Origin of the sequence: Salipiger abyssi (genome assembly GCF_017311415.1) — a bacterium.
Taxonomy (GTDB): Bacteria; Pseudomonadota; Alphaproteobacteria; order Rhodobacterales; family Rhodobacteraceae; genus Salipiger; species Salipiger abyssi_A.
The window spans coordinates 25787-44500 of sequence record NZ_JAEKIS010000025.1 but is presented as its reverse complement, the minus strand read 5'-3'; the positions used below and the strand labels follow the sequence as shown (position 1 = coordinate 44500).

At 66.9% G+C, this 18714-nt stretch carries 16 protein-coding genes and 1 tRNA gene; 6 read left to right on the top strand and 11 right to left on the bottom strand.

What is annotated here, in order from left to right; translation table 11 throughout:
• Window positions 1-1002: 1002 nt before the first annotated feature.
• A tRNA-Ser gene (locus I6N89_RS22440) sits at window positions 1003-1092 on the bottom strand.
• 111 nt (window positions 1093-1203) lie between these two features.
• Window positions 1204-2850, bottom strand: a complete 1647-nt coding sequence (locus I6N89_RS22435) for an electron transfer flavoprotein-ubiquinone oxidoreductase (RefSeq protein WP_076699629.1) — start codon at window positions 2848-2850, stop codon at window positions 1204-1206.
• Window positions 2851-3147: 297 nt separating this feature from the next.
• Here I6N89_RS22435 and greA point away from each other — a divergent pair, with 297 nt between their 5' ends.
• Window positions 3148-3618 carry a transcription elongation factor GreA gene (gene greA / locus I6N89_RS22430; RefSeq protein ID WP_207020589.1) on the top strand — a complete coding sequence of 157 codons (471 nt, stop codon included), beginning with the start codon at window positions 3148-3150 and terminating at the stop codon, window positions 3616-3618.
• 12 nt (window positions 3619-3630) lie between these two features.
• A complete protein-coding gene (locus tag I6N89_RS22425) occupies window positions 3631-4635 on the top strand; it encodes a hypothetical protein (protein ID WP_207020588.1) in 1005 nt (334 codons plus the stop codon).
• A 263-nt stretch (window positions 4636-4898) separates the two neighbouring features.
• On the opposite strand, the gene mobB is transcribed toward I6N89_RS22425, so the two are convergent.
• Both mobB and mobA read right to left on the bottom strand, forming a co-directional pair.
• Window positions 4899-5378, bottom strand: a complete 480-nt coding sequence (gene mobB, locus I6N89_RS22420; protein WP_207020587.1) for a molybdopterin-guanine dinucleotide biosynthesis protein B — start codon at window positions 5376-5378, stop codon at window positions 4899-4901.
• Window positions 5375-5971 (bottom strand): molybdenum cofactor guanylyltransferase MobA, encoded by a 597-nt coding sequence (gene mobA / locus I6N89_RS22415; RefSeq protein WP_207020586.1) that lies wholly within the window; start codon window positions 5969-5971, stop codon window positions 5375-5377. Before mobA ends, mobB begins: the two co-directional genes overlap by 4 nt.
• A gap of 100 nt (window positions 5972-6071) precedes the next feature.
• Between mobA and I6N89_RS22410 the strand changes: the two genes are divergently transcribed.
• Complete coding sequence (locus I6N89_RS22410) at window positions 6072-6776, top strand: AzlC family ABC transporter permease (RefSeq protein ID WP_207020585.1); 705 nt, start codon at window positions 6072-6074, stop codon at window positions 6774-6776.
• Window positions 6773-7099, top strand: coding sequence for an AzlD domain-containing protein (locus tag I6N89_RS22405; protein ID WP_207020584.1), 327 nt, complete (start codon window positions 6773-6775; stop codon window positions 7097-7099). Before I6N89_RS22410 ends, I6N89_RS22405 begins: the two co-directional genes overlap by 4 nt.
• On the opposite strand, the gene I6N89_RS22400 is transcribed toward I6N89_RS22405, so the two are convergent.
• From I6N89_RS22400 to I6N89_RS22385, 4 genes are all read right to left on the bottom strand, one after another.
• Entirely contained in the window at window positions 7084-7713 is a 630-nt protein-coding gene (locus tag I6N89_RS22400) for a hypothetical protein (protein WP_207020583.1), read from the bottom strand. The two genes, I6N89_RS22405 and I6N89_RS22400, sit on opposite strands and share 16 nt — an antisense overlap.
• A 33-nt stretch (window positions 7714-7746) precedes the next feature.
• Window positions 7747-7881, bottom strand: a complete 135-nt coding sequence (locus I6N89_RS22395) for an aa3-type cytochrome c oxidase subunit IV (RefSeq protein ID WP_076699605.1) — start codon at window positions 7879-7881, stop codon at window positions 7747-7749.
• Window positions 7882-7999: 118 nt separating this feature from the next.
• The gene (locus I6N89_RS22390; protein WP_207020582.1) at window positions 8000-9028 is read right to left on the bottom strand and encodes an MBL fold metallo-hydrolase; all 1029 of its coding nucleotides are present in this window, start codon (window positions 9026-9028) and stop codon (window positions 8000-8002) included.
• On the bottom strand, window positions 9028-10728 hold the full coding sequence (locus I6N89_RS22385; protein WP_207020593.1) for an acyl-CoA dehydrogenase: 1701 nt from the start codon (window positions 10726-10728) through the stop codon (window positions 9028-9030). Before I6N89_RS22385 ends, I6N89_RS22390 begins: the two co-directional genes overlap by 1 nt.
• Window positions 10729-10851: 123 nt before the next feature.
• Between I6N89_RS22385 and I6N89_RS22380 the strand changes: the two genes are divergently transcribed.
• Window positions 10852-11808 (top strand): L-threonylcarbamoyladenylate synthase, encoded by a 957-nt coding sequence (locus tag I6N89_RS22380; RefSeq protein WP_207020581.1) that lies wholly within the window; start codon window positions 10852-10854, stop codon window positions 11806-11808.
• A 360-nt stretch (window positions 11809-12168) separates the two neighbouring features.
• Here I6N89_RS22380 and I6N89_RS22375 read toward each other — a convergent pair whose 3' ends face one another.
• The gene (locus I6N89_RS22375; protein WP_207020580.1) at window positions 12169-12744 is read right to left on the bottom strand and encodes a YqgE/AlgH family protein; all 576 of its coding nucleotides are present in this window, start codon (window positions 12742-12744) and stop codon (window positions 12169-12171) included.
• A gap of 145 nt (window positions 12745-12889) precedes the next feature.
• Here I6N89_RS22375 and I6N89_RS22370 point away from each other — a divergent pair, with 145 nt between their 5' ends.
• The gene (locus I6N89_RS22370) at window positions 12890-13693 is read left to right on the top strand and encodes a protein-disulfide reductase DsbD domain-containing protein (protein WP_236016783.1); all 804 of its coding nucleotides are present in this window, start codon (window positions 12890-12892) and stop codon (window positions 13691-13693) included.
• A 92-nt stretch (window positions 13694-13785) separates the two neighbouring features.
• On the opposite strand, the gene I6N89_RS22365 is transcribed toward I6N89_RS22370, so the two are convergent.
• Window positions 13786-17175 (bottom strand): efflux RND transporter permease subunit, encoded by a 3390-nt coding sequence (locus I6N89_RS22365; protein WP_207020579.1) that lies wholly within the window; start codon window positions 17173-17175, stop codon window positions 13786-13788.
• Window positions 17176-17178: 3 nt separating this feature from the next.
• Entirely contained in the window at window positions 17179-18636 is a 1458-nt protein-coding gene (locus I6N89_RS22360) for an efflux RND transporter periplasmic adaptor subunit (RefSeq protein ID WP_207020578.1), read from the bottom strand.
• Window positions 18637-18714 lie beyond the last annotated feature (78 nt).

Here is an 18714-nt window from a genome sequence, read left to right as displayed (position 1 = left end):
CGAACGGTTCTACAATCCAAAGCGTCGGCACTCGACCATCGGGTATCTAAGCCCTATCACGTTCGAGGAGAGAGCTATGAAAGCTTAAACTGCCGTCCACGAAACCGGCAGCAGGCCACCCTTTGGAAGGGTAATGATCAATGGGTCTTACGCTGCAATGGGTTTGCACGGATACGTTAGCTTCGCATTTCACGACGATCGGCTTTCCGGCGTCATCTTCAGGTTCGCAGGCAAGGACAGTGCCAGCGTGCTTATGATGTTGCAGGATCAATACGGAGCACCGGACATGGAGCCAACCGCCATCAGAGGTCCGGAACAAATCTGGTTCTGGCGGGATGAGGCTTCTGGTAACAACGTGCGATACATCCATGTGCCCGCCAGCCTAGAGCCAGACGCTCTGGTCTATACGCCAATTTCGAGCGGCGACCTGTCAGGGCTTTAGGGCTGGCGTTTCCGCGAAAATCCGTTGCATGTTCGGCGGCAGTGCGCGGCGCTCCGCCACACACTCAAGATGCTGATGCCTAACGGTTTTTCGAAACATGCAACGCGTCATGGCAACATGCAACGCCATTTGCATGTTCCGACGCTGGGCGCGGCCGCTGAAAATCCTGCGAAACCCGCCTCAAATGCCTTGTTTTATTGGCTCGTGCGCCTCCACGGCGACCTTTATCCGCGCCACCCTGAAACCGCTCTGCATCGCCGTTTGAGGCCCGTTTTCCGGTTTACTGAAAGACATGCCCAGCTGCGCGCTCAGCACCTGCCAGATCGCCCGAAACGCCTTGTTTCATTGGGCCATTCGGATACTTCCGAGGTCATCCCTCTTCTTCCGGCATCACTGAAAGAATGTCTGTCACACAACACCCAGACCCGAGGATCGCCGCGCCGTCCTGAAACTGGTCTTCGCCGACCCGCTGCCATACACCCGCAATCAGGGCTTTCGAACCGCGAAAACTACCTTACCGTTCAATATCTTAGGGGAGATTTCCTCCGATGGGGAGGAAATGGCGGAGAGGAAGGGATTCGAACCCTCGAGACGGTTACCCGCCTACACACTTTCCAGGCGTGCGCCTTCGACCACTCGGCCACCTCTCCGCCGACCCCTTTAGCGGAACTGCGTAACCGGTTGCAAGGCCCAATCCGCCCACAAAACAAAGCCCCGGACCAGAGGCCGGGGCTTTGCAGCGCGAAACCGGAAGGCCGGTCTCACATATTCGGATAGTTCGGCCCGTCGCCGCCCTGCGGCACCGTCCAGTTGATGTTCTGCGCCGGATCCTTGATGTCGCAGGTCTTGCAATGCACACAGTTCTGGAAGTTGATCACGAACTCCGGCCCGTTCTCCTTCTCGACGAACTCGTACACCCCCGCCGGGCAATAGCGCTGCGACGGGCCCGCGAATTTCGCCAGATCCACCGAGACCGGCACCGATGCATCCTTGAGCTTGAGATGCGCCGGCTGGCTCTCTTCGTGGTTGGTGAAGGAGAAGGACACGTTGGTCAGGCGGTCGAAGCTGATCTTGCCATCGGGCTTGGGATAGTCGATCGGCTTGTGGTTCTCGGCGGGCTCGGTCATCGCGGCGTCGGATTTGCCGTGCTTGACCGTGCCGAAGAGCGAAAAGCCCAGCTGGTTGGTCCACATGTCGAAACCGCCGAGGCTGAGCGAGCCCATCAGGCCGTATTTCGACCAGATCGGCTTGACGTTGCGCACCTTCCACAGATCCTTGCCGATGGCGCCGTCGCGCACCTCGGTCTCGTAGGCGGTCAGCTCATCCGAGCCGCGGCCCGCCTGGATCGCCTCATAGGCCGCCTCGGCCGCCGCCTTGCCCGAGAGCATGGCGTTGTGGTTGCCCTTGATGCGCGGCACGTTGACCATGCCCACCGAGCAGCCCAGCAGCGCCACGCCCGGCGCCACCATCTTCGGCATCGACTGGTAGCCGCCCTCGGAGATCGCCCGCGCGCCATAGGCCACGCGCTTGCCGCCTTCGAGCAGCTCCGCCACATGCGGGTGATGCTTGAAGCGCTGGAACTCCATATAGGGGAAGAGATGCGGGTTCTTGTAGTTCAGGTGAACCACGAAGCCGACATAGACCTGGTTGTTCTCGATATGGTAGATGAACGCCCCGCCGCCGGCGTTCTTGCCCAGCGGCCAGCCCATCGTGTGCTCGACCCGGCCCTCGCGGTGCTTGGCGGGGTCGATCTCCCAGATCTCCTTCATGCCGAGGCCGAATTTCTGCGGGCATTTGCCGGCGGAAAGATCGTATTTCGCGATCACTTCCTTGGCGAGCGAGCCACGCACGCCCTCGGAGAGGAAGACATATTTTCCGTGCAGCTCCATGCCGGGCTCGTAGGCCGGGCCGGGGGTGCCGTCGGCTTCCTTGCCGAACTCGCCCGCGACCACGCCCTTGACCTCGCCATTGTCGCCATAGACCAGCTCGGAGCAGGCCATGCCGGGGAAGATCTCGACGCCCATCGCCTCGGCCTGCTCGGCCATCCAGCGGCAGACATTGCCCATGGAGACGATGTAATTGCCGTGGTTCGACATGAAGGGCGGCATCGGCCAGTGCGGGATGCCGACCTTGCCGGCCTCGCCCAGCAGGTAGAACTTGTCTTCCTTCACCGGCACGGTGACCGGCGCGCCCTTTTCCTTCCAGTCGGGGATGAGGGCGTTCAGGCCACACGGGTCGAGCACAGCGCCCGACAGAATATGCGCACCGACTTCCGAGCCTTTTTCCAGGACGACGACGTTCAGGTCGGCATCAAGCTGTTTCAGCCGGATCGCGGCGGAGAGCCCGGCCGGCCCCGCTCCCACGATCACAACATCGTATTCCATCGACTCGCGCTCGATTTCGGCCATGCCGACTCCTCCGCTGGCTTCTCAAGAAATAATCTTGCGGCCCGGGGTAGCGCGGCAGCGCAGCAAAGGTCAATCGAAACACGGCAGGATGCCGCTTGAAAGCGTCTTTCTCACCAGATTCCGGCCCCGCACCGCCGGACAGCTCCGCCGCACGGCGGAAATGCGTCGATTTCTCTTACCCGACGGGTCAAAGCCTCTAAAGACGCGGACCTGCCCACTTGACGAGGGGGCGGGAAGACACGTTATGTGCCATACTCAGACTGAAATGCACGAACCGTACGTTCAGGAGCCCTCTCCTTGGAAAAGATCCTAATGACCCGCGCGGGGTTCTCCGCGCTCGAAACCGAATTGAAAAAGCTCAAGAGCGAAGAGCGTCCTGCGATCATCCAGGCGATCGCCGAAGCGCGCGAGCTGGGCGACCTGAAGGAAAATGCCGAGTATCACTCCGCCCGCGAAAAGCAGGGCTTCATCGAGGGCCGCATCAAGGAGATCGAGTCGGTGATGGGGCTGGCGGAGGTCATCGACCCCAAGAAGCTGACCGGCGCGGTGAAGTTCGGCGCGACGGTCACAGTCGTCGACGAGGATACCGACGAGGAAAAGACCTGGCAGATCGTCGGCGAGCACGAGGCCAATATCGAGAAGGGCCTGCTCAACATCAAATCGCCCATCGCCCGCGCTCTGATCGGCAAGGAAGAGGGGGACAGCGTCGAAGTCCGCACCCCGGGCGGCGAAAAGAGCTACGAGATTCTGAGCATCGCTTACAAGTAAGGGTCGCGCCAGATGGCCGATAGCAACGACAGCCAGCCCACCCCGCTGGGCATCTACGAGCGGTCCCCGAAAGGCGGCCTCTCCGGCATCGAAATCGCCGCGATGGCGCTCAGCCTCGGCTGGCTGCTGCTGTCGGGGGGATTTTTCCTGATGTGGGGCGGCGAGGGCACCGACGGGTTGCGCTTTGTCCTGACGCTGATGGTGGTGTTCATGCCGGTGGCGCTGATCTGGGTCGCGGCCACCGCCGCCCGGGCCAGCCGGGTGATGCGCGAGGAGAGTGCGCGGCTGCAAACCGCCATCGACGCGATCCGCAACGCCTATCTGGCGCAGGCTCAGGCCGGGCGGAAGGACGCGGGCGCGGGCTCCATCGCCAAGAAGCTCGACGAGATCGCCGCCGCCCAGCGCAAGACCGAGACGGCGCTGGCGATCTTCACCTCGACCCGCACCGCCGCGAGCGCGCAGGCGCCGGTGCCGGCGCCTGCCGCCGAGATGACCGAGGATCAGCCCGCGCTCTCGCTGGGCACGCCCGCCGAGGCGTTGCAGCCGCCGCTGGCCAATGCCGATTTCATCCGCGCGCTGAATTTCCCCGAGACCGCCGAGGACGAGCAGGGCTTTACTGCGCTGCGCCGCGCGCTGAAAGACAGACCAACGGCGCAGTTGATCCAGGCAGCGCAGGACGTGCTGACGCTGCTGTCGCAGGACGGCATCTATATGGACGACCTGCGCCCGGACATGGCGCGGCCGGAGATCTGGCGCGCCTTCGCCGACGGGGCGCGGGGCCGCGCCATCGCCGCGCTTGGCGGCGTGCGCGACCGCTCCTCGCTGGCGCTGACCGCCGGACGGATGAAGCAGGATCCGATCTTCCGCGATGCGGCGCATCACTTCCTGCGGCTCTTCGACAAGGGGGTGGCGCGTTTCGCCCCCGAGGCCAGCGATTCCGAGGTGAGCGAGCTGGCCAACACTCGCTCGGCCCGGGCCTTCATGCTGCTCGGTCGCGTGGCGGGGACCTTCGATTGATGTGAGGGGCGTGGTGGGTTGAAAACCCACCCTACGGTTGAGCGTTGCTCGGGCGCGGAACAAGCCCGAAGGGCGCCGCGCCATCGCCGGCCCGTCCCCCGGGCTGGCGATTTGGTGACGTAACCACAACGTGTCGAGGTCTTTCGGAGGTGGCCTGGATAAATCGAGAGGTTCAGAGCTGAGGTCGCCAACCCACGGGCCGGCGATGGCTCGGCTTACCAATGCGAGGCACGGTAGGGTGGGTTTTCAACCCACCACGCCCCTCAAACCTCCGCCAGGATGAAATCGGCGATCCCAACCACATCTTCCAGATCGAGCACCGGACGATCTACAGTCACCGCATAATCGCTCGCCACCGCCCGTATCGTCGGATCCCCTTCGGCGATCAGCGCCCCACCCGCCCCCGCGCGATGCACCTCGATCTTGGGGTGGTCGTCCCGCTTCCAGCCCTCGATCAACACGATATCGCAGGGCCCCAGCCGCGCCAGCAGCGCCGCCAGCGGCATCTCCTCGTCAAGCTCGGTGAGCTGCGCCACACGGCGCCCGGAGGCAACGATCACCTCGCCCGCTCCCGCCGCGCGGTGGCGGTAGCTGTCCTTGCCCTCATGGTCGATGTCAAAGCCGTGATGGGCGTGTTTCAGCGTGCTGACCCGCAAACCACGGGTGCGGAACTCGGCGATCAGACGCTCGACCAGCGTGGTCTTGCCGGCATTCTTCCAGCCGGTGACGCCAAAGACCTTCATGCCAGCACCGCCTCGGCCTCCGCCAGATCGGCGGGCGTGTTGATGTTGAAGAACGGATCGAGCCCGGGCGCCGGAAACGCCGCCTCGCGCCCGCCATGGGCCTCGGCAAACGCGGCCACCTTGCGCTCGCCCCGCTCCAGCGCGGCGCGCAGCGCGCCGCGCAGCGATACCGGCCAGAGCCCGAAGACCGGATGCCGGCGCCCCCGGCTGGCGGCCAGCGCCAGCGGCGCCCCCATTCCCTCGGCGGCGAGCAGAAGCTGCGGCACCAGATCGCAGGGAAAGAACGGCGTGTCGCAGGCCACGCTCACCACCGTGTCGCCGCCCTCAGCCGCCGCCCAGTCGAGCCCGGCAAGGATGCCCGCCAGCGGCCCAGGATGGCCGGACAGCGGGTCGGACAGCACCCGCAGGCCCGTCGCCGCGAAACGCGCCGGATCGCCATTGGCGTTGAGCGCCAGCCCCGCCACCTGCGGTTCCAGACGCTCGACCGCATGGGACAGCAGGCTCTGCCCGCCCAGCATGAGCGACGCCTTGTCGCCGCCGCCCATCCGCGTCGCCAGCCCGCCGGCGAGGATCACTCCGAAAGGCTGCTTCACGGCAAGAGACTCTTTCGTGCGTACACACACAGTTGTGGCAATTGCATCTCTCCCGGCGCTTCGGTACGGCTTGACCACACCCTGAATTCGGAGATGCACCATGGCCGGCCCCGGCGTGAAGTCAAGCTTTTGGACCGGCGTCCGCGAGGGGCTGCCCTTCCTGCTTGTCATCCTGCCCTTTGCCACGCTGTTCGGAGTTGTCTCGTCGGATGCCGGGCTGAATGCCGGCGAGGCGCTGGCCTTTTCCATCGCGGTGATCGCCGGGGCGTCGCAGTTCACCGCGCTCCAGCTCTTGCAGGAAAACGTGCCGCTGGTGGTGGTGCTGGCCTCGGCGCTGGCGGTCAATCTGCGCATGGCGATGTATTCCGCCTCGCTGACGCCGGCCCTGGGCAAGCTGCCGCTCTGGAAACGCGCGGTCTGCGCCTATTTCCTGGTGGATCAGAACTACGCCCTGTCAGTGGTCAAGTTCGAGACCGAGCGCGACCTCTCGCTGGCCGAGAAATTCGCCTATTTCCTCGGCGCCACCATGCCGCTCTGCCCGTTCTGGTATGCCTTCACGGTGGTCGGCGCGCTGGTGGGCTCGGCGATCCCGACGGAATGGGGGCTGGATTTCGCCATGCCGCTGGCCTTTATCGCGATGATCGGCCCGGCGCTGCGCACCGGCGCGCATCGCACGGCGGCGCTGGTCGCCTCGGTGGCGGCACTGACATTCGCCTTCCTGCCCTTCAATCTCGGCCTGCTGGTCGCGGCGGGCCTGGGCATGGCGGCAGGGGCCGAAGTGGAACGCAGGGTGGGTGCAAAATGATCGACAGAACCGAGCTTTGGATCGTGATCGTGGCACTGGGGCTGGGAAGCTTCGGCCTGCGCTTCGTGTTTCTGGGGCTGGTGGGCGACCGGCCGCTGCCGGAATGGCTGACCCGGCATCTGCGCTATACCGCCGTGGCGGTGCTGCCGGCGCTGGTCATGCCGCTGGTCGTCTGGCCCAACGCAACCGAAGGCGAGACCGACCCGGTGCGGCTCACCGCCGCCGGCGTGACGCTGGCGGCGGCCTATTTCATCAAGAGCGTGATCCTGTCGATGCTGCTCGGCGGGCTGGTGCTCGCCGGCGGCGCCTACTGGTTCGGCTGATCCCCCGGCCCGGCGGCAATCGCCAGAGCCTTGTCGTCGGCATCGTCCTCGCGCAGCACCCGCTCGGTCACGCCGGGCATCTCTGCCAGCTGATCGGCGAGTTTCACCGGGAACCAGGTGTGCCTGATCCCCTCGAAGCCCGGCAGCTGCGACAGCACGCCCGAGGTTGCGACGGTGCATTGCGCGTGCGGCACCGAACCATAGCCCTGCACCAGACGCAGCGCCCGCTCTGCGACTTCCGGCGGCACTTCGATGCGCTGGATGCGCACGCGATAGGTCTCGCGGGCATGGGCGCGCTCGTAAAAGCCCTCGATGCGCGGCGTGATGCCGTAGAGCACATCGTCGGCCTCGACCAGGTAATCCGCCCGCACCGACCCGGCGGGGTCAAAGACCACCCGCTGCGACGGCGCGTTGATCATCATGCTGGAATGCGCGCCGGCATCGGTGCGGTTGTTGATCATCGTATAGAGGGTGATCGCCGGCGGGCCGGGGTGGCGATAGGCCGCCGCCGCGATCTCTTCAGGCGTGGCATTGGGAATCCTCGCGCCCGGGGTGGTGCATCCAGCAAGCGCAAGCGCTGCCAGACCGGCGAATACCGCGGCTCGAAAAAACATATCTGAAATGCTCCCGGTGGGATCGCGCAGGCGTCAGGTGTTGAACACCGCGAGGAACAGCAGGATGAAGATGATCACGCCGACCGTGCGGATCGTGAACTTGACGAACCCGTTGAAGGTTTTCTCCTGCGCGGTGATGTCCATGGTGCCGTGCTTGTGTTCAGCCATCTGCGACGTCCGTCCCTTTGGAATGCCTTTTGTCGGCATTTTGGTTAGCCGATTTCCCGCGCCCTGTCACCAGCACAAAAGACGCAAGATCCAGCTATCTTTCGCCGCACGCGCCGGCTCAGATCGCCTGCCAGAGCCAGACATCGTCCTCGCCAACGGTGCGCACCGCGCGGCCCTCGTGCCACAGGTGCAGGCAATGGGCCATCGCCTCGACCAGCGCCAGCCCGTAAGTGCCGCCGTCGATCCTGCGCTTGAAGAGCGGTGCGAAACAGGCGCCCGCCGATTTGGGTTCGGTCAGATAGGCATGCAGCCGGTCGAGCGCGGAATGGTGATTCTCGATGAGCTGCGCCATGCGGAAGGGCAGCCCGGTAAAGGGCAGCTTGTGCCCGCCCAACACCAGGTGCTCGGGCCGTGCCAGCGTCATCAGCCGTTCACAGGCCTCCAGCCAGTCGCCCACCGGGTCGGCCTCCGGCTCGGTGGCATAGACGCCGATATTGGAGCTGATCGTGGAGAGGATCTGATCGCCCGACAGAACCAGATTGTCGTCCTGCGACCAGAGCGTTGCGTGTTCGGGCGCGTGGCCGTTGCCGATATGCACGTCCCAGACCCGCCCGCCGATGCGGATCGTGTCGTCCTGCCGGATGCGAGTGAAGCCCAGCGGCAGCGGCCAGACCACATCCGCCGAGTTAAAGGGCCGCTCGCCGGCGCGCTGGCGCAGGATCTCCGGGTCCATGCCGCAATGGCGCCAATAGGCGAGCTGCGCCTCGGTCGGGCGGTCCTGCGTATCGAGCTGCAACATCCGCGAGAACAGCCAGGCGGTGCGGGTGGTGACCAGCTCGGCGCCGCGCTCCTGAAACCAGCCCGCGAGCCCGATGTGATCGGGGTGGTGATGGGTGACCAGCACCCGGCGCACCGGCTTGCCGCCGAGCGGGCCGCTCAACAGCGTCTCCCAGATCGCGCGGGTGCGGCGCGAGGAAAAGCCGGTATCGACAATGGTCCAGCCGTCGCCATCGTCGAGCGCATAGACATTCACATGATCCAGCGCCATCGGCAGCGGCAGGCGCATCCAGAGCACGCCCTCGGCCAGTTCCAGTGCCGCGCCCTCCTCCGGCGGCACCTCGTGCGGGTAACGGATGCCTGCGGTCATCACGCCGCCAGATCGTCGGGGCTGATCGACATCAGCGCCGCATCCTCGGCGCGCACATGTGCCAACAGGCCGGTATGCTCGGGCAGCAGCCGGGTGATGTAGAATCGCGCTAGCCGGCCATGCGCACCGTCACGGTCGGCCATCGCCGCGCGCAGGTGGTAATGCCCGCCCAGCACCCGCGCGAAGGCGCGCAGATAGGGCACGGCGGTGCCGAACCGCTCGGGCATCGGGCGCGCCACCAGCCATTCGGTGGTTTCGCGCAGCGTCTCGGCGGCCTGCCAGACCGCCTCGGCCAGATCCGGCAGCGCGGCCTTGGCGGCCTCCGCCTCGGCCTCGATCTCGTCGAGCAGACGGCCCGCGACCTCGCCGCCATCCATCAGCTTGCGGCCCACCATGTCCATCGCCTGGATGCCGTTGGTGCCCTCGTAGATCGCCGTCACCCGCACGTCGCGGTAATATTGCGCGGCGCCGGATTCCTCGACATAGCCCATGCCGCCATGCACCTGCACGCCCATGGAGGAGACCTCGCAGCCGGTATCGGTGCCGAAGGCCTTGGCGATCGGCGTCAGAAACGCCGCGCGGGCCTGCCACTCCGCCTCGCCGGTGGCGCGGCCCATGTCGATGGCAACCGCGCAGTCGAGCGCGATGGCCCGGGCGGTGAAGATCTCGGCCTTCATCGTCGCCAGCATGCGGCGCACATCCGCGTGGCCGATGATCGTGTCATAGGGGTTCTTGCCCTGCTTGCGCTCATTGGCAAAGGCCAGCGCGTGCTGATAGGCGCCTTCCGCCGCGCCCACGCCCTCGCCGCCGACGCCCAGCCGGGCATTGTTCATCATCGTGAACATCGCCTTCATGCCGCCGCCCGGTTCGCCCACCATCCAGCCGGTGGCACCCTCGTAGGACATCACGCAGGTGGGCGAGCCGTGCAGGCCCATCTTGTGCTCGAGACTCACCACCTTGAGGCTGTTGGCCACGCCCGGGTTGCCGTTCTCGTCGGGGATGAATTTCGGCACCATGAAGAGGCTGATCCCCTTGGTGCCGGCGGGCGCGTCGGGCAGGCGCGCCAGCACCAGATGGCAGATATTCTCGACGAAATCGTTATCGCCCCAGGAGATATAGATTTTCTGCCCGGTGACCGCATAGGTGCCGTCGCCATTGTCGGTGGCTTTGGAACTCAGCGCGCCCACATCCGAGCCCGCCTGCGGCTCGGTCAGGTTCATCGTGCCGGCCCATTCGCCCGAGATGAGCCTGGGCAGGTAGAGCGCCTTCATATCGTCGTCGGCGTGATGCTCCAGCGCCTCGATCTGGCCCTGGGTCAGCAGCGGGTTCAGTTGCAGCGCGAGGCAGGCGCCCGCCATCATCTCGTTCACCGCCGTAGCCACCGTCAGCGGCAGGCCCATGCCGCCGTATTCCGGATCAGCGGTGATCGCGACCCAGCCGCCCTCGGCAATGGCGCGATAGGCTTCGGCATAGCCCGGCGAGCAGCGCACCACGCCGTTTTCCAGCACCGCCGGATGCAGATCGCCGTTGCGCTGTACCGGCGCCATGACCTCCTCGCACATCTTTCCGGCTTCGGTCAGCACCGCCTGAACGGTGTCGCTCGTGGCCTCGGCGAAACGCTCGGTGGCCTGAACGGCGGAAAAGCCCACGACATGGTCGAGGAGAAAGCAGGTTTCGGAAACGGGGGCGCGATAAGGCATGAGCTGGGTCCAATCCCGGTTGGCAACAGGCAGGCGCTCGGCTAGCAAGAGCGTCATTCTCGGGTCGCGAGCCTACCGGTCCCCGCGCGCCTGTCCAATCGAAACGCGGCGTCACGAAATATCATGAGCGAAATCGCAACCGAGCGCCTTGCGGCCGACGAGCCGGGCATCACCCGCGCGGCAGAGATCCTGCGACAGGGCGGGCTGGTCGCCTTCCCTACGGAAACGGTCTACGGGCTGGGCGGCGATGCCGGCAACGACCGCGCCGTGGCGCGGATCTACGAGGCCAAGGGCCGGCCCTCCTTCAACCCGCTGATCGTGCATCTGGCCGATCTCGACGCGGTCAAGGCGCTGGTCGAGTGGACCGATCTCGCCGATTCCGCCGCCGCGGCCTTCTGGCCCGGCCCGCTCACCATGGTTTTGCCGCTGCGCGCCGGCGCGCCGGTATCGAAGCTGGTGACGGCGGGGCTCGAGACGCTGGCGGTGCGGATGCCGGCCAATCCGGCGGCGCGCGCGCTGCTGCGCGGCTTTGGCGGGCCGGTTGCGGCGCCCTCGGCCAACCGCTCGGGCCGCATCAGCCCGACCCGCGCCGCGCATGTGCTCGACACGCTCGACGGGCGGATCGAGGCGGTACTGGACGGCGGTGCCTGCGAGGTCGGGCTGGAATCGACGATCCTCGGCCTTGCCGGCAAGCCGACACTGCTGCGCCCGGGCCGGATCACCACCGAGGCGCTGTCGGAGGCTCTGGGCCGCCCGGTGCTGGCCCGCCGCGACCGCGAGGCGATCTCGGCGCCCGGGCAGCTCGCCTCGCATTACGCACCCCGGGCGCGGGTGCGGCTGAACGCGGCGGAATGGCATGCGGGCGAGGCGCGGCTGGGCTTCGGCAAGACCGAGGGCGATTGCGATCTCAACCTGTCGCCCACGGGCGATCTGGTCGAGGCGGCGGCCAATCTCTTCGAATACCTGCACCGGCTGGACGCCTCGGGCGCCGAGGCCATCGCCGTCATGCCGATCCCGCATGTGGGGCTGGGCGTGGCGATCAACGACCGGCTGAACCGCGCGGCGGCACCGCGGGAGTAGCGCGGGCGGCGCGTTCATCAGCCCCATTGGACAACACTCTCCAAAAGCTCCCCGCGCCCCTGGCCCGGAACAAGGCGCGTAGCGCCGCCGGGCCCAGCGGCTGCCCGTTCGGGCGGGCTGCCGCTTTGGTTACCCTCGCGCCTAGCTTCGATATCCTTCGGATTTGGCCGGGATAAATCAAGGGATTCAGAGGATAGCGCGGCACCCCACGGGCCGCCGCCGGGCCCGGCTACCGTTGCATATCTGACAAAACCGCCAAACAGCGCGACGATGACAACCGCCGAGGCCCCGGATCAGGTCCGGGGCGGTCGCCCTGTCACCCGTAGGGTGGGCAATCTGCCCACCGCCGTCACGACCGCCTCAGGCCGTTCCGCCCTCCGCCGAGAGCAGATGCGCGGGGATGCCCAGCGAGTTCAGCGCCGCCTCCCATTTCGAGGCATCGGCGATGTCGAAGACCAGCTCCGGCGAGGCGTCGCAGACCAGCCAGCCGTTCTGCGCCAGTTCCTCCTCGAGCTGCCCCGGCCCCCAGCCGGCATAGCCCAGCATCGCCATCCAGCGCGCCGGGCCATCGCCGCGCGCGATGGTTTCCAGCACATCCAGCGTGCCGGTCATGTGGAACTCTCCATCCACCTGCAAGGTGGTCAGCCCCGACTGGTAATCGGGCGAGTGCAGAACGAATCCGCGCCCCATCTCCACCGGTCCGCCGAAATGCACCTGCCGCCGGTCGAGCCCCGGCACCGGGGTGATCGAGAGCTGTTCCAGAAGCCCGGCCATGGTCACGTCGCCCGAGGGCTTGTTGACGATCAGCCCCATGGCGCCCTCGTCGGAATGCGCGCACAGGAAGACCACCGCTTGTTCGAATCGCGGATCGCCCATGCCCGGCATCGCGATCAGCATGTGTCCGGTGAGGTCCGTGGTGCCAGAGGCGATATCCATGGGGCAACCTTCCGATCGGGGTGTCGACCTCCAACATGGCCCCCAGCGGGACGCGGTGCAAGAGAGGAGGCGCGGCGTCTCCCGGAGGACACGGCGCACGGCGCTCTCGCCGCAATGTGACTTGGCATTTCATGCAGGATTGACCATGTGTTTCCTCATGATCCGAGCCCTGTCCCTGTTTTTCGCCGCCCTTCTCGCCTGCGCCGCCCCGGCCCTCGCCGCCGAACCCGTGGAGGCCGAGCTGCGCCCGGGCTGGCGCCTGCCCGATGGCGACCACATGGCGGCGCTGCATCTGACGCTGGCACCGGGGTGGAAGACCTACTGGCGCGCACCCGGCGAGGCCGGCATCCCGCCGGTCTTCGACTGGCGCGGCTCGCGCAACACCCGGTCGGTGGAGGTGCTCTGGCCCACCCCGCATGTGTTCTGGCAATCGGGCATGCGCTCGGTCGGCTACAAGAAAGAGCTGGTGCTGCCGCTGCGCATCACCCCGCAAGGCAATGGCGATATCCGGCTTAAAACCGAGATGCAGCTCGGGCTCTGCAACGAGATCTGCCTGCCGCACACGCTGCGCATCGACGCGACGCTGCCGTCCACGACCGCGCAGCCCGACCCGATGATCGCCTCGGCCCTCGCCTCAGCCCCCTTCACAGAATCCGAGGCCTCGGTGAAACAGGTGCGCTGCCGGGTGAGCCCCGCCGGAAGCGGGATCGCCCTGCGCGCCGAGATCGACATGCCCGGCGCCGGTGGCACCGAGGAAACCGTGATCGAAAGCGGCCAGCCGGCGCTCTGGGTCGCCGAGCCGAAGACCCATCGCGAGGGCGGCACGCTGGTGACCGAGACAAGGCTCATGCATATGGACGGCAAGCCCTTCATGCTCGACCGCTCACGCCTGCGCATCACCGTGCTGGGCGCCAGCCACGCGGTCGATATCCACGGCTGCGACGGCTAAGCGCTTGTAGGGTGGGCAATCTGCCCACCGTCAGCTCTCTGAACAACCAGCGCATCGCCCGTAGGGTGGGTTTCCAACCCACCGCCCGCGCCTCAGGCCGCGCCCGCCCGGCGCTGCATTGCATAAATGACCGAAGCCACCGCCCAGATCGCCAGCACGCCAAGCACCATGCCCCCGACGAACAGCAGGAAAGCGGCAAACAACGGCGGCAGAGCCGCGATCACCGGCAGCGACAGCAGCGCCGGCAGCGCGCCGATCACCGCCGTATAGCCCATCGTCACGCCCAGCCAGCCCAGCATCGCCGCCACCGCCAGCAGCATCAGCGCCCGCACCCGCCCGTGCCGGAACCGCACGCCGCGCCGGAAGGCCGCGACCCGCCGCGTGATATCGTGCTGCACCGCGATCAGCGCCGGCACCACGATCAGCACCAGCACCATGCCGAAGCCCAGCCCGTAGACCAGCGTGATCACCGTCGGCTTTAGGAACTGCGCGTCCGAGGAGCGCTCATAGAGCAGCGGGGCCAGCCCCAGCACCGTGGTCGCCGTGGTCAGGAAGACCGGGCGCAGACGGTCGGCAGTGCCGTCGATGATTGCCCGGAAGATGCCCCGGTCGGGCGCGTATTCGTCGATCTGCGTCACCAGCACGATGGAATCGTTGATGATGATCCCGGTCATCCCCAGCAGCCCCACCACGGTGAACATCGACAGCGGCACCTCCCAGAGCGCATGGCCGTAGATCGTGCCCACCAGGCCGAAGGGGATGATCGACATCACCACCAGCGGCCGCGTCCAGCTGGCAAAGACCCAGGCCAGCACCAGATAGATCCCCAGCAGCACCAGCGTCAGCCCGCTGCGCGCCTCGCCGAGAAAGCGGTCTTCCTGCTCGGAAAGCCCCGACATCCGCCATTCCACCTGCCGCTCGGCAGCGATGGTCGGCAGGATCTCCTGCTCCAGCGCCTGCATGATCTCGGTGGCGCGTTCCGCATCGTCCTCGGAAATGTCGCCGGTGACCGAGATCAGCCGCAGCCCGTTTTCGCGCCGCACCGTGGAAAAGCCGGTCTGCCGCGACACGCTGACGATATCGGCGAGCGGCACATAGGCACCGTCGGGCGTGCGCATCTGCATCCGCTCCATGAAATCCGCCGTCAGCTCGCTCTCCGGCAGCTCGACCCGGATCTCGGCGCTGCGCGGCCCGTCGGGATAGGTCGCCGCCTCGATCCCGCCCAGCCGGTTGCGCAGCACCCGGCCCAGCGCGTCGATGGTAAAGCCCAGCGCCTTGCCCTGCGGCGTCAGCTCCAGCACCAGCTCTTCCTTGTCATAGGAGAGGTTGTCCTCGACCGCCGAGACCTCGGGGAAGCGCAGCACGGCGGTCTTGAGATCCTCCGCCGCGCCCTTCAGCGTCTCCGAGCTGGCGCCGTAGAACTGCACGTCGAGCGCGTCGCCGCCCGGGCCGGACCGCCATCCGCGAAAGCTGATGGTCTCGACCAGCGGATGACGCTCCACCCGTTCCTGCAACTCGCCAACAAAGGCAAAGCTGGAATAGGGGCGCAGGTCGGCGTCGATCAGTTCGATGGAGATGCCGCCGAGCTGGTCCGGATCCTTGCTATCGGCGCCGGCGAGCCCGTACCCGGCATTGCCGCCGACCTCGGCGATGACGTAATCCACCGGGTTGCGGCCATAGCGCTCTTCATATTCCGCGCCGAGCTGCTCGGTGGTCTGCTGCAAGAGCCGCATCTGCGCCAGCGTGTCCTCGCGTCCGGCACCGGGCGCCATGGCGAAGTTGCCGGTGACCGAGGGCTGTTCGGGCGAGTTAAAAAAGCGCCATTGCACATCGCCATTGATCAGCAGCGAGACCTGGCTGGCCAGCGCCAGCACCGCGCCGGCCAGAACCACGTAGCGCGCGGTGATGACCCCGGCCATGAAGGGCCGGAACAGCCGCTCGCGGATCCAGCGGAAACCGCGGTTCACCAGACGCGAGGGCATGTCGTACCAGTGCTGCTTGGACGAGGCGGCAATCGCATGCGACATGTGGTTGGGCAGGATCAGGAAACACTCGACCAGCGAGGCCATCAGCACCGCGATCACGGTGAAGGGAATGTCGGCGATCATGTCGCCGAAGCGCCCGCCAATCACGGTAAGGCCGAAAAACGCGATCACCGTTGTCAGGGTCGAGGAGAACACCGGCAGCGCCATGCGCTTGGCCGCCGTCTCCGCCGCCTCCACCGGCCCCAGCCCGTGGCGCGACATGTGATCGGCGTGTTCGCCCACCACGATGGCGTCGTCGACCACGATGCCCAGCGTGATGATCAGCGCGAAAAGCGAGATCATGTTGATCGTCAGCCCGGAGGCATACATCAGCGCCAGCGCCGCCAGCATGGAGGTCGGGATACCCGCCGCCACCCAGAGCGCCGTGCGCGCATTGAGGAAGAGGAACAGCAGCACCACGACCAGCAGCAGCCCGGTGGCGCCGTTGTCCAGAAGGATGTTCAGCCGCCCGGTGATCGCCTCGGCCCGGGTGCGGATCAGGTCCACCCGCGTGCCCTCGGGCAGCGAGGCCTGGAACTCCCGCGCCACATCCTCGACCTGGTGCTGGATCTCGATGGCGTCGCCCTGGGCCGAGCGGTCGACCCGGATCGAAATCGCCGGATCGTCGCCGACGAAATAGCTCCGCTCTCGGTCGATCCCTTCGAGCCGCACAAGCGCGACATCGCCGATGGTGAGCTTGGTGCCGTCCTGCTCGGAACGCAGCACGATGGCGGAGATATCCTCGGCGCTGCGCTTTTCCACCCCGGTGCGCACGCGCGCGCTGCCGCCGCTGACATCGCCCGCCGGGTTGGCATCGACCTCGCCGGCGATGGCCTCGGAGATCTCCTGCATGGTCACGTCATGGGCGATGAGATTGCGCGAAGGCACCTCGACGATGACCTGCGGCGCCGCCAGACCTCGGATCGTGGTGCGGGTGACGCCCTCGGCAAAGAGCCGGACGATGAACTCGTCGGCAAACCGCCCGAGCTGATCCGGCGCCACCGGCCCGGTGATCACCACATCGGTGACCCGGTCGCGCCAGCCGCCGCTGCGGATCGTCGGATCGTCGGCGTCCTCGGGCAAAGTGGTGATCGAATCCACCGCCGCCTCGACATCGTCGACCGCCTTCATCATGTCATAGCCCGGCTCGAATTCGAGCTCGATACGGGCGCTGCCCTCGGTCGAGCGGCTTTCGGTGTTCATCACCCCCTCGACCGCCAGAAGCGTCGGCTCCATCACCTGCACGATGCCGGAATCCACGTCGCCCGGGCCGGCGCCGTCCCAGCGCACCGAGACGGTCACGTCGTCATCGACGACATCGGGAAAGAACTGCGCGCGCATGTTCGGCGCGGCCAGCAGGCCGGAGGCCAGAAGCATCACCAGCAGCAGATTGGCGACGGTCCGGTGGCGGGTGAAGTAACTCAGGATGCCGCTGGCCTGGCCGGGGATCTGCCGCATGGATCAGCCCCCCATCCGGGCTTCGATACGCTGGATGACCTGCGCCGGCACCCGCTCCTGCGAGAGCTGCGCGAGGATGCGCTCCTTGGCATCGTCGGGCATGCGGCTGTTGCCCTCGACCATCGCCACGAGACGGGCGCGGTGATCCTCGGTCAGCTCGACCAGATCGGGCAGCGCGGCGGGGGCGGCGGCGCCCTGCCGCAGCGGACGCACCTTGATGCCCGCGCCCAGCAGCGGCGTGCGCTCCATCACCACCTCGCGCCCCTCCAGCGCGTCGCCGCGCACCAGAACGTCGTCGCCCTGCCGGCGCAGCAGCGTGACCGGAATGCTCTCAAGCCGGTCCTCGGCATCGACCACCAGCACCGCGCCAGCGGCATCGAGCGCCGTGGCAGGCAGACGCACCACCCGCTCAAGCGGCGCCTCGGTGATCTCGACAGTGACGAAATCGCCCGGTTTGAACCCCGGTGCGCGGTCGAGCCTTGCATAGAGCTGGCGGCCGGTCTGGCCCTCGCCCACCGACGCCCCCTCGCGCGAGAGCGTGCCGGTGGCGGTCAGGTTGGTGCCGTAAAGATCGAGACTGGCCTGCACCGGCGCGGCGCGCAGCCGGCCCTGCTCGTCCAGCAGCCGTGCGTATTGCTGGGTCGAGACGCGAAAGGCCACCTCGAGCGCATCCGGATCCACCAGAACCGCAAGCTGTTCGTTCGACGACACCCGGCGCCCGGCCACCACGCTCACATCGCTGAGCTGCGCGGTGAATTCGGCACGGATCTCGGTCTCGTCGAGCCGGCGCTGCGCCTCGGCCCGCGCGATGCGCGCCCGGGCGAGGCTGGTCTCGGCCTGATCCACCCGCGCCTCCGCCTGCGCCACGGACTGGCGCCGCGTGACCACCGCCTGCCGCGCCGAAGAGGCGGCAAGCTCTGCCTCTTCGACGGCGGCGGCGGTGCCGACATTGCGGTCCGCGAGGTTCTGCTGCCGCTCGAAGGCGCGCTGGCGCAGCGCCGCCTGGTCCTCGGCGGCGCCCAGCGCATCCTCTTCCAGCCCCACGGCGCGGCGCGCCTCGCGCAGCTCCGCCTCGGCATCGAGCAGCGCGCTTTCGGCGCGGTCGAATTCCGATTGCATATCCGCCGGGTCGATCCGCGCCAGAAGCTGGCCCGCGCTCACCCGCCCGCCCTCGACAAAGTCCGGCGCCAGATCCACCAGCGTGCCCTCGACGGCGCTGCGCAGCTCAAGCGTGCGGCTGCTCTGCACCTCGCCGAAAGCGGTCAGCACCGGGGTCACCGTCTCGAAAGCGGCGGGCGTGACATTGACGGCAAACACCCGTTCACGCGCCTCGGGCATGCGCGGCGTGTCGTTCAGACGCGCCTGCACCGCGTCACGCACCAGCGTGCCGGCATAGACCAGCAGTCCCAAAGTCAGGGAAAGCAAAAAGAGCCCCATAAGGCTCTGACGGAGAAAGCGCATACCTAACTTCCCGAAAGACTGGGTGGCACCCAATTCAGTTTAGCATATGTGTCCGCGAAGCCTGAACTCCACCGGCAT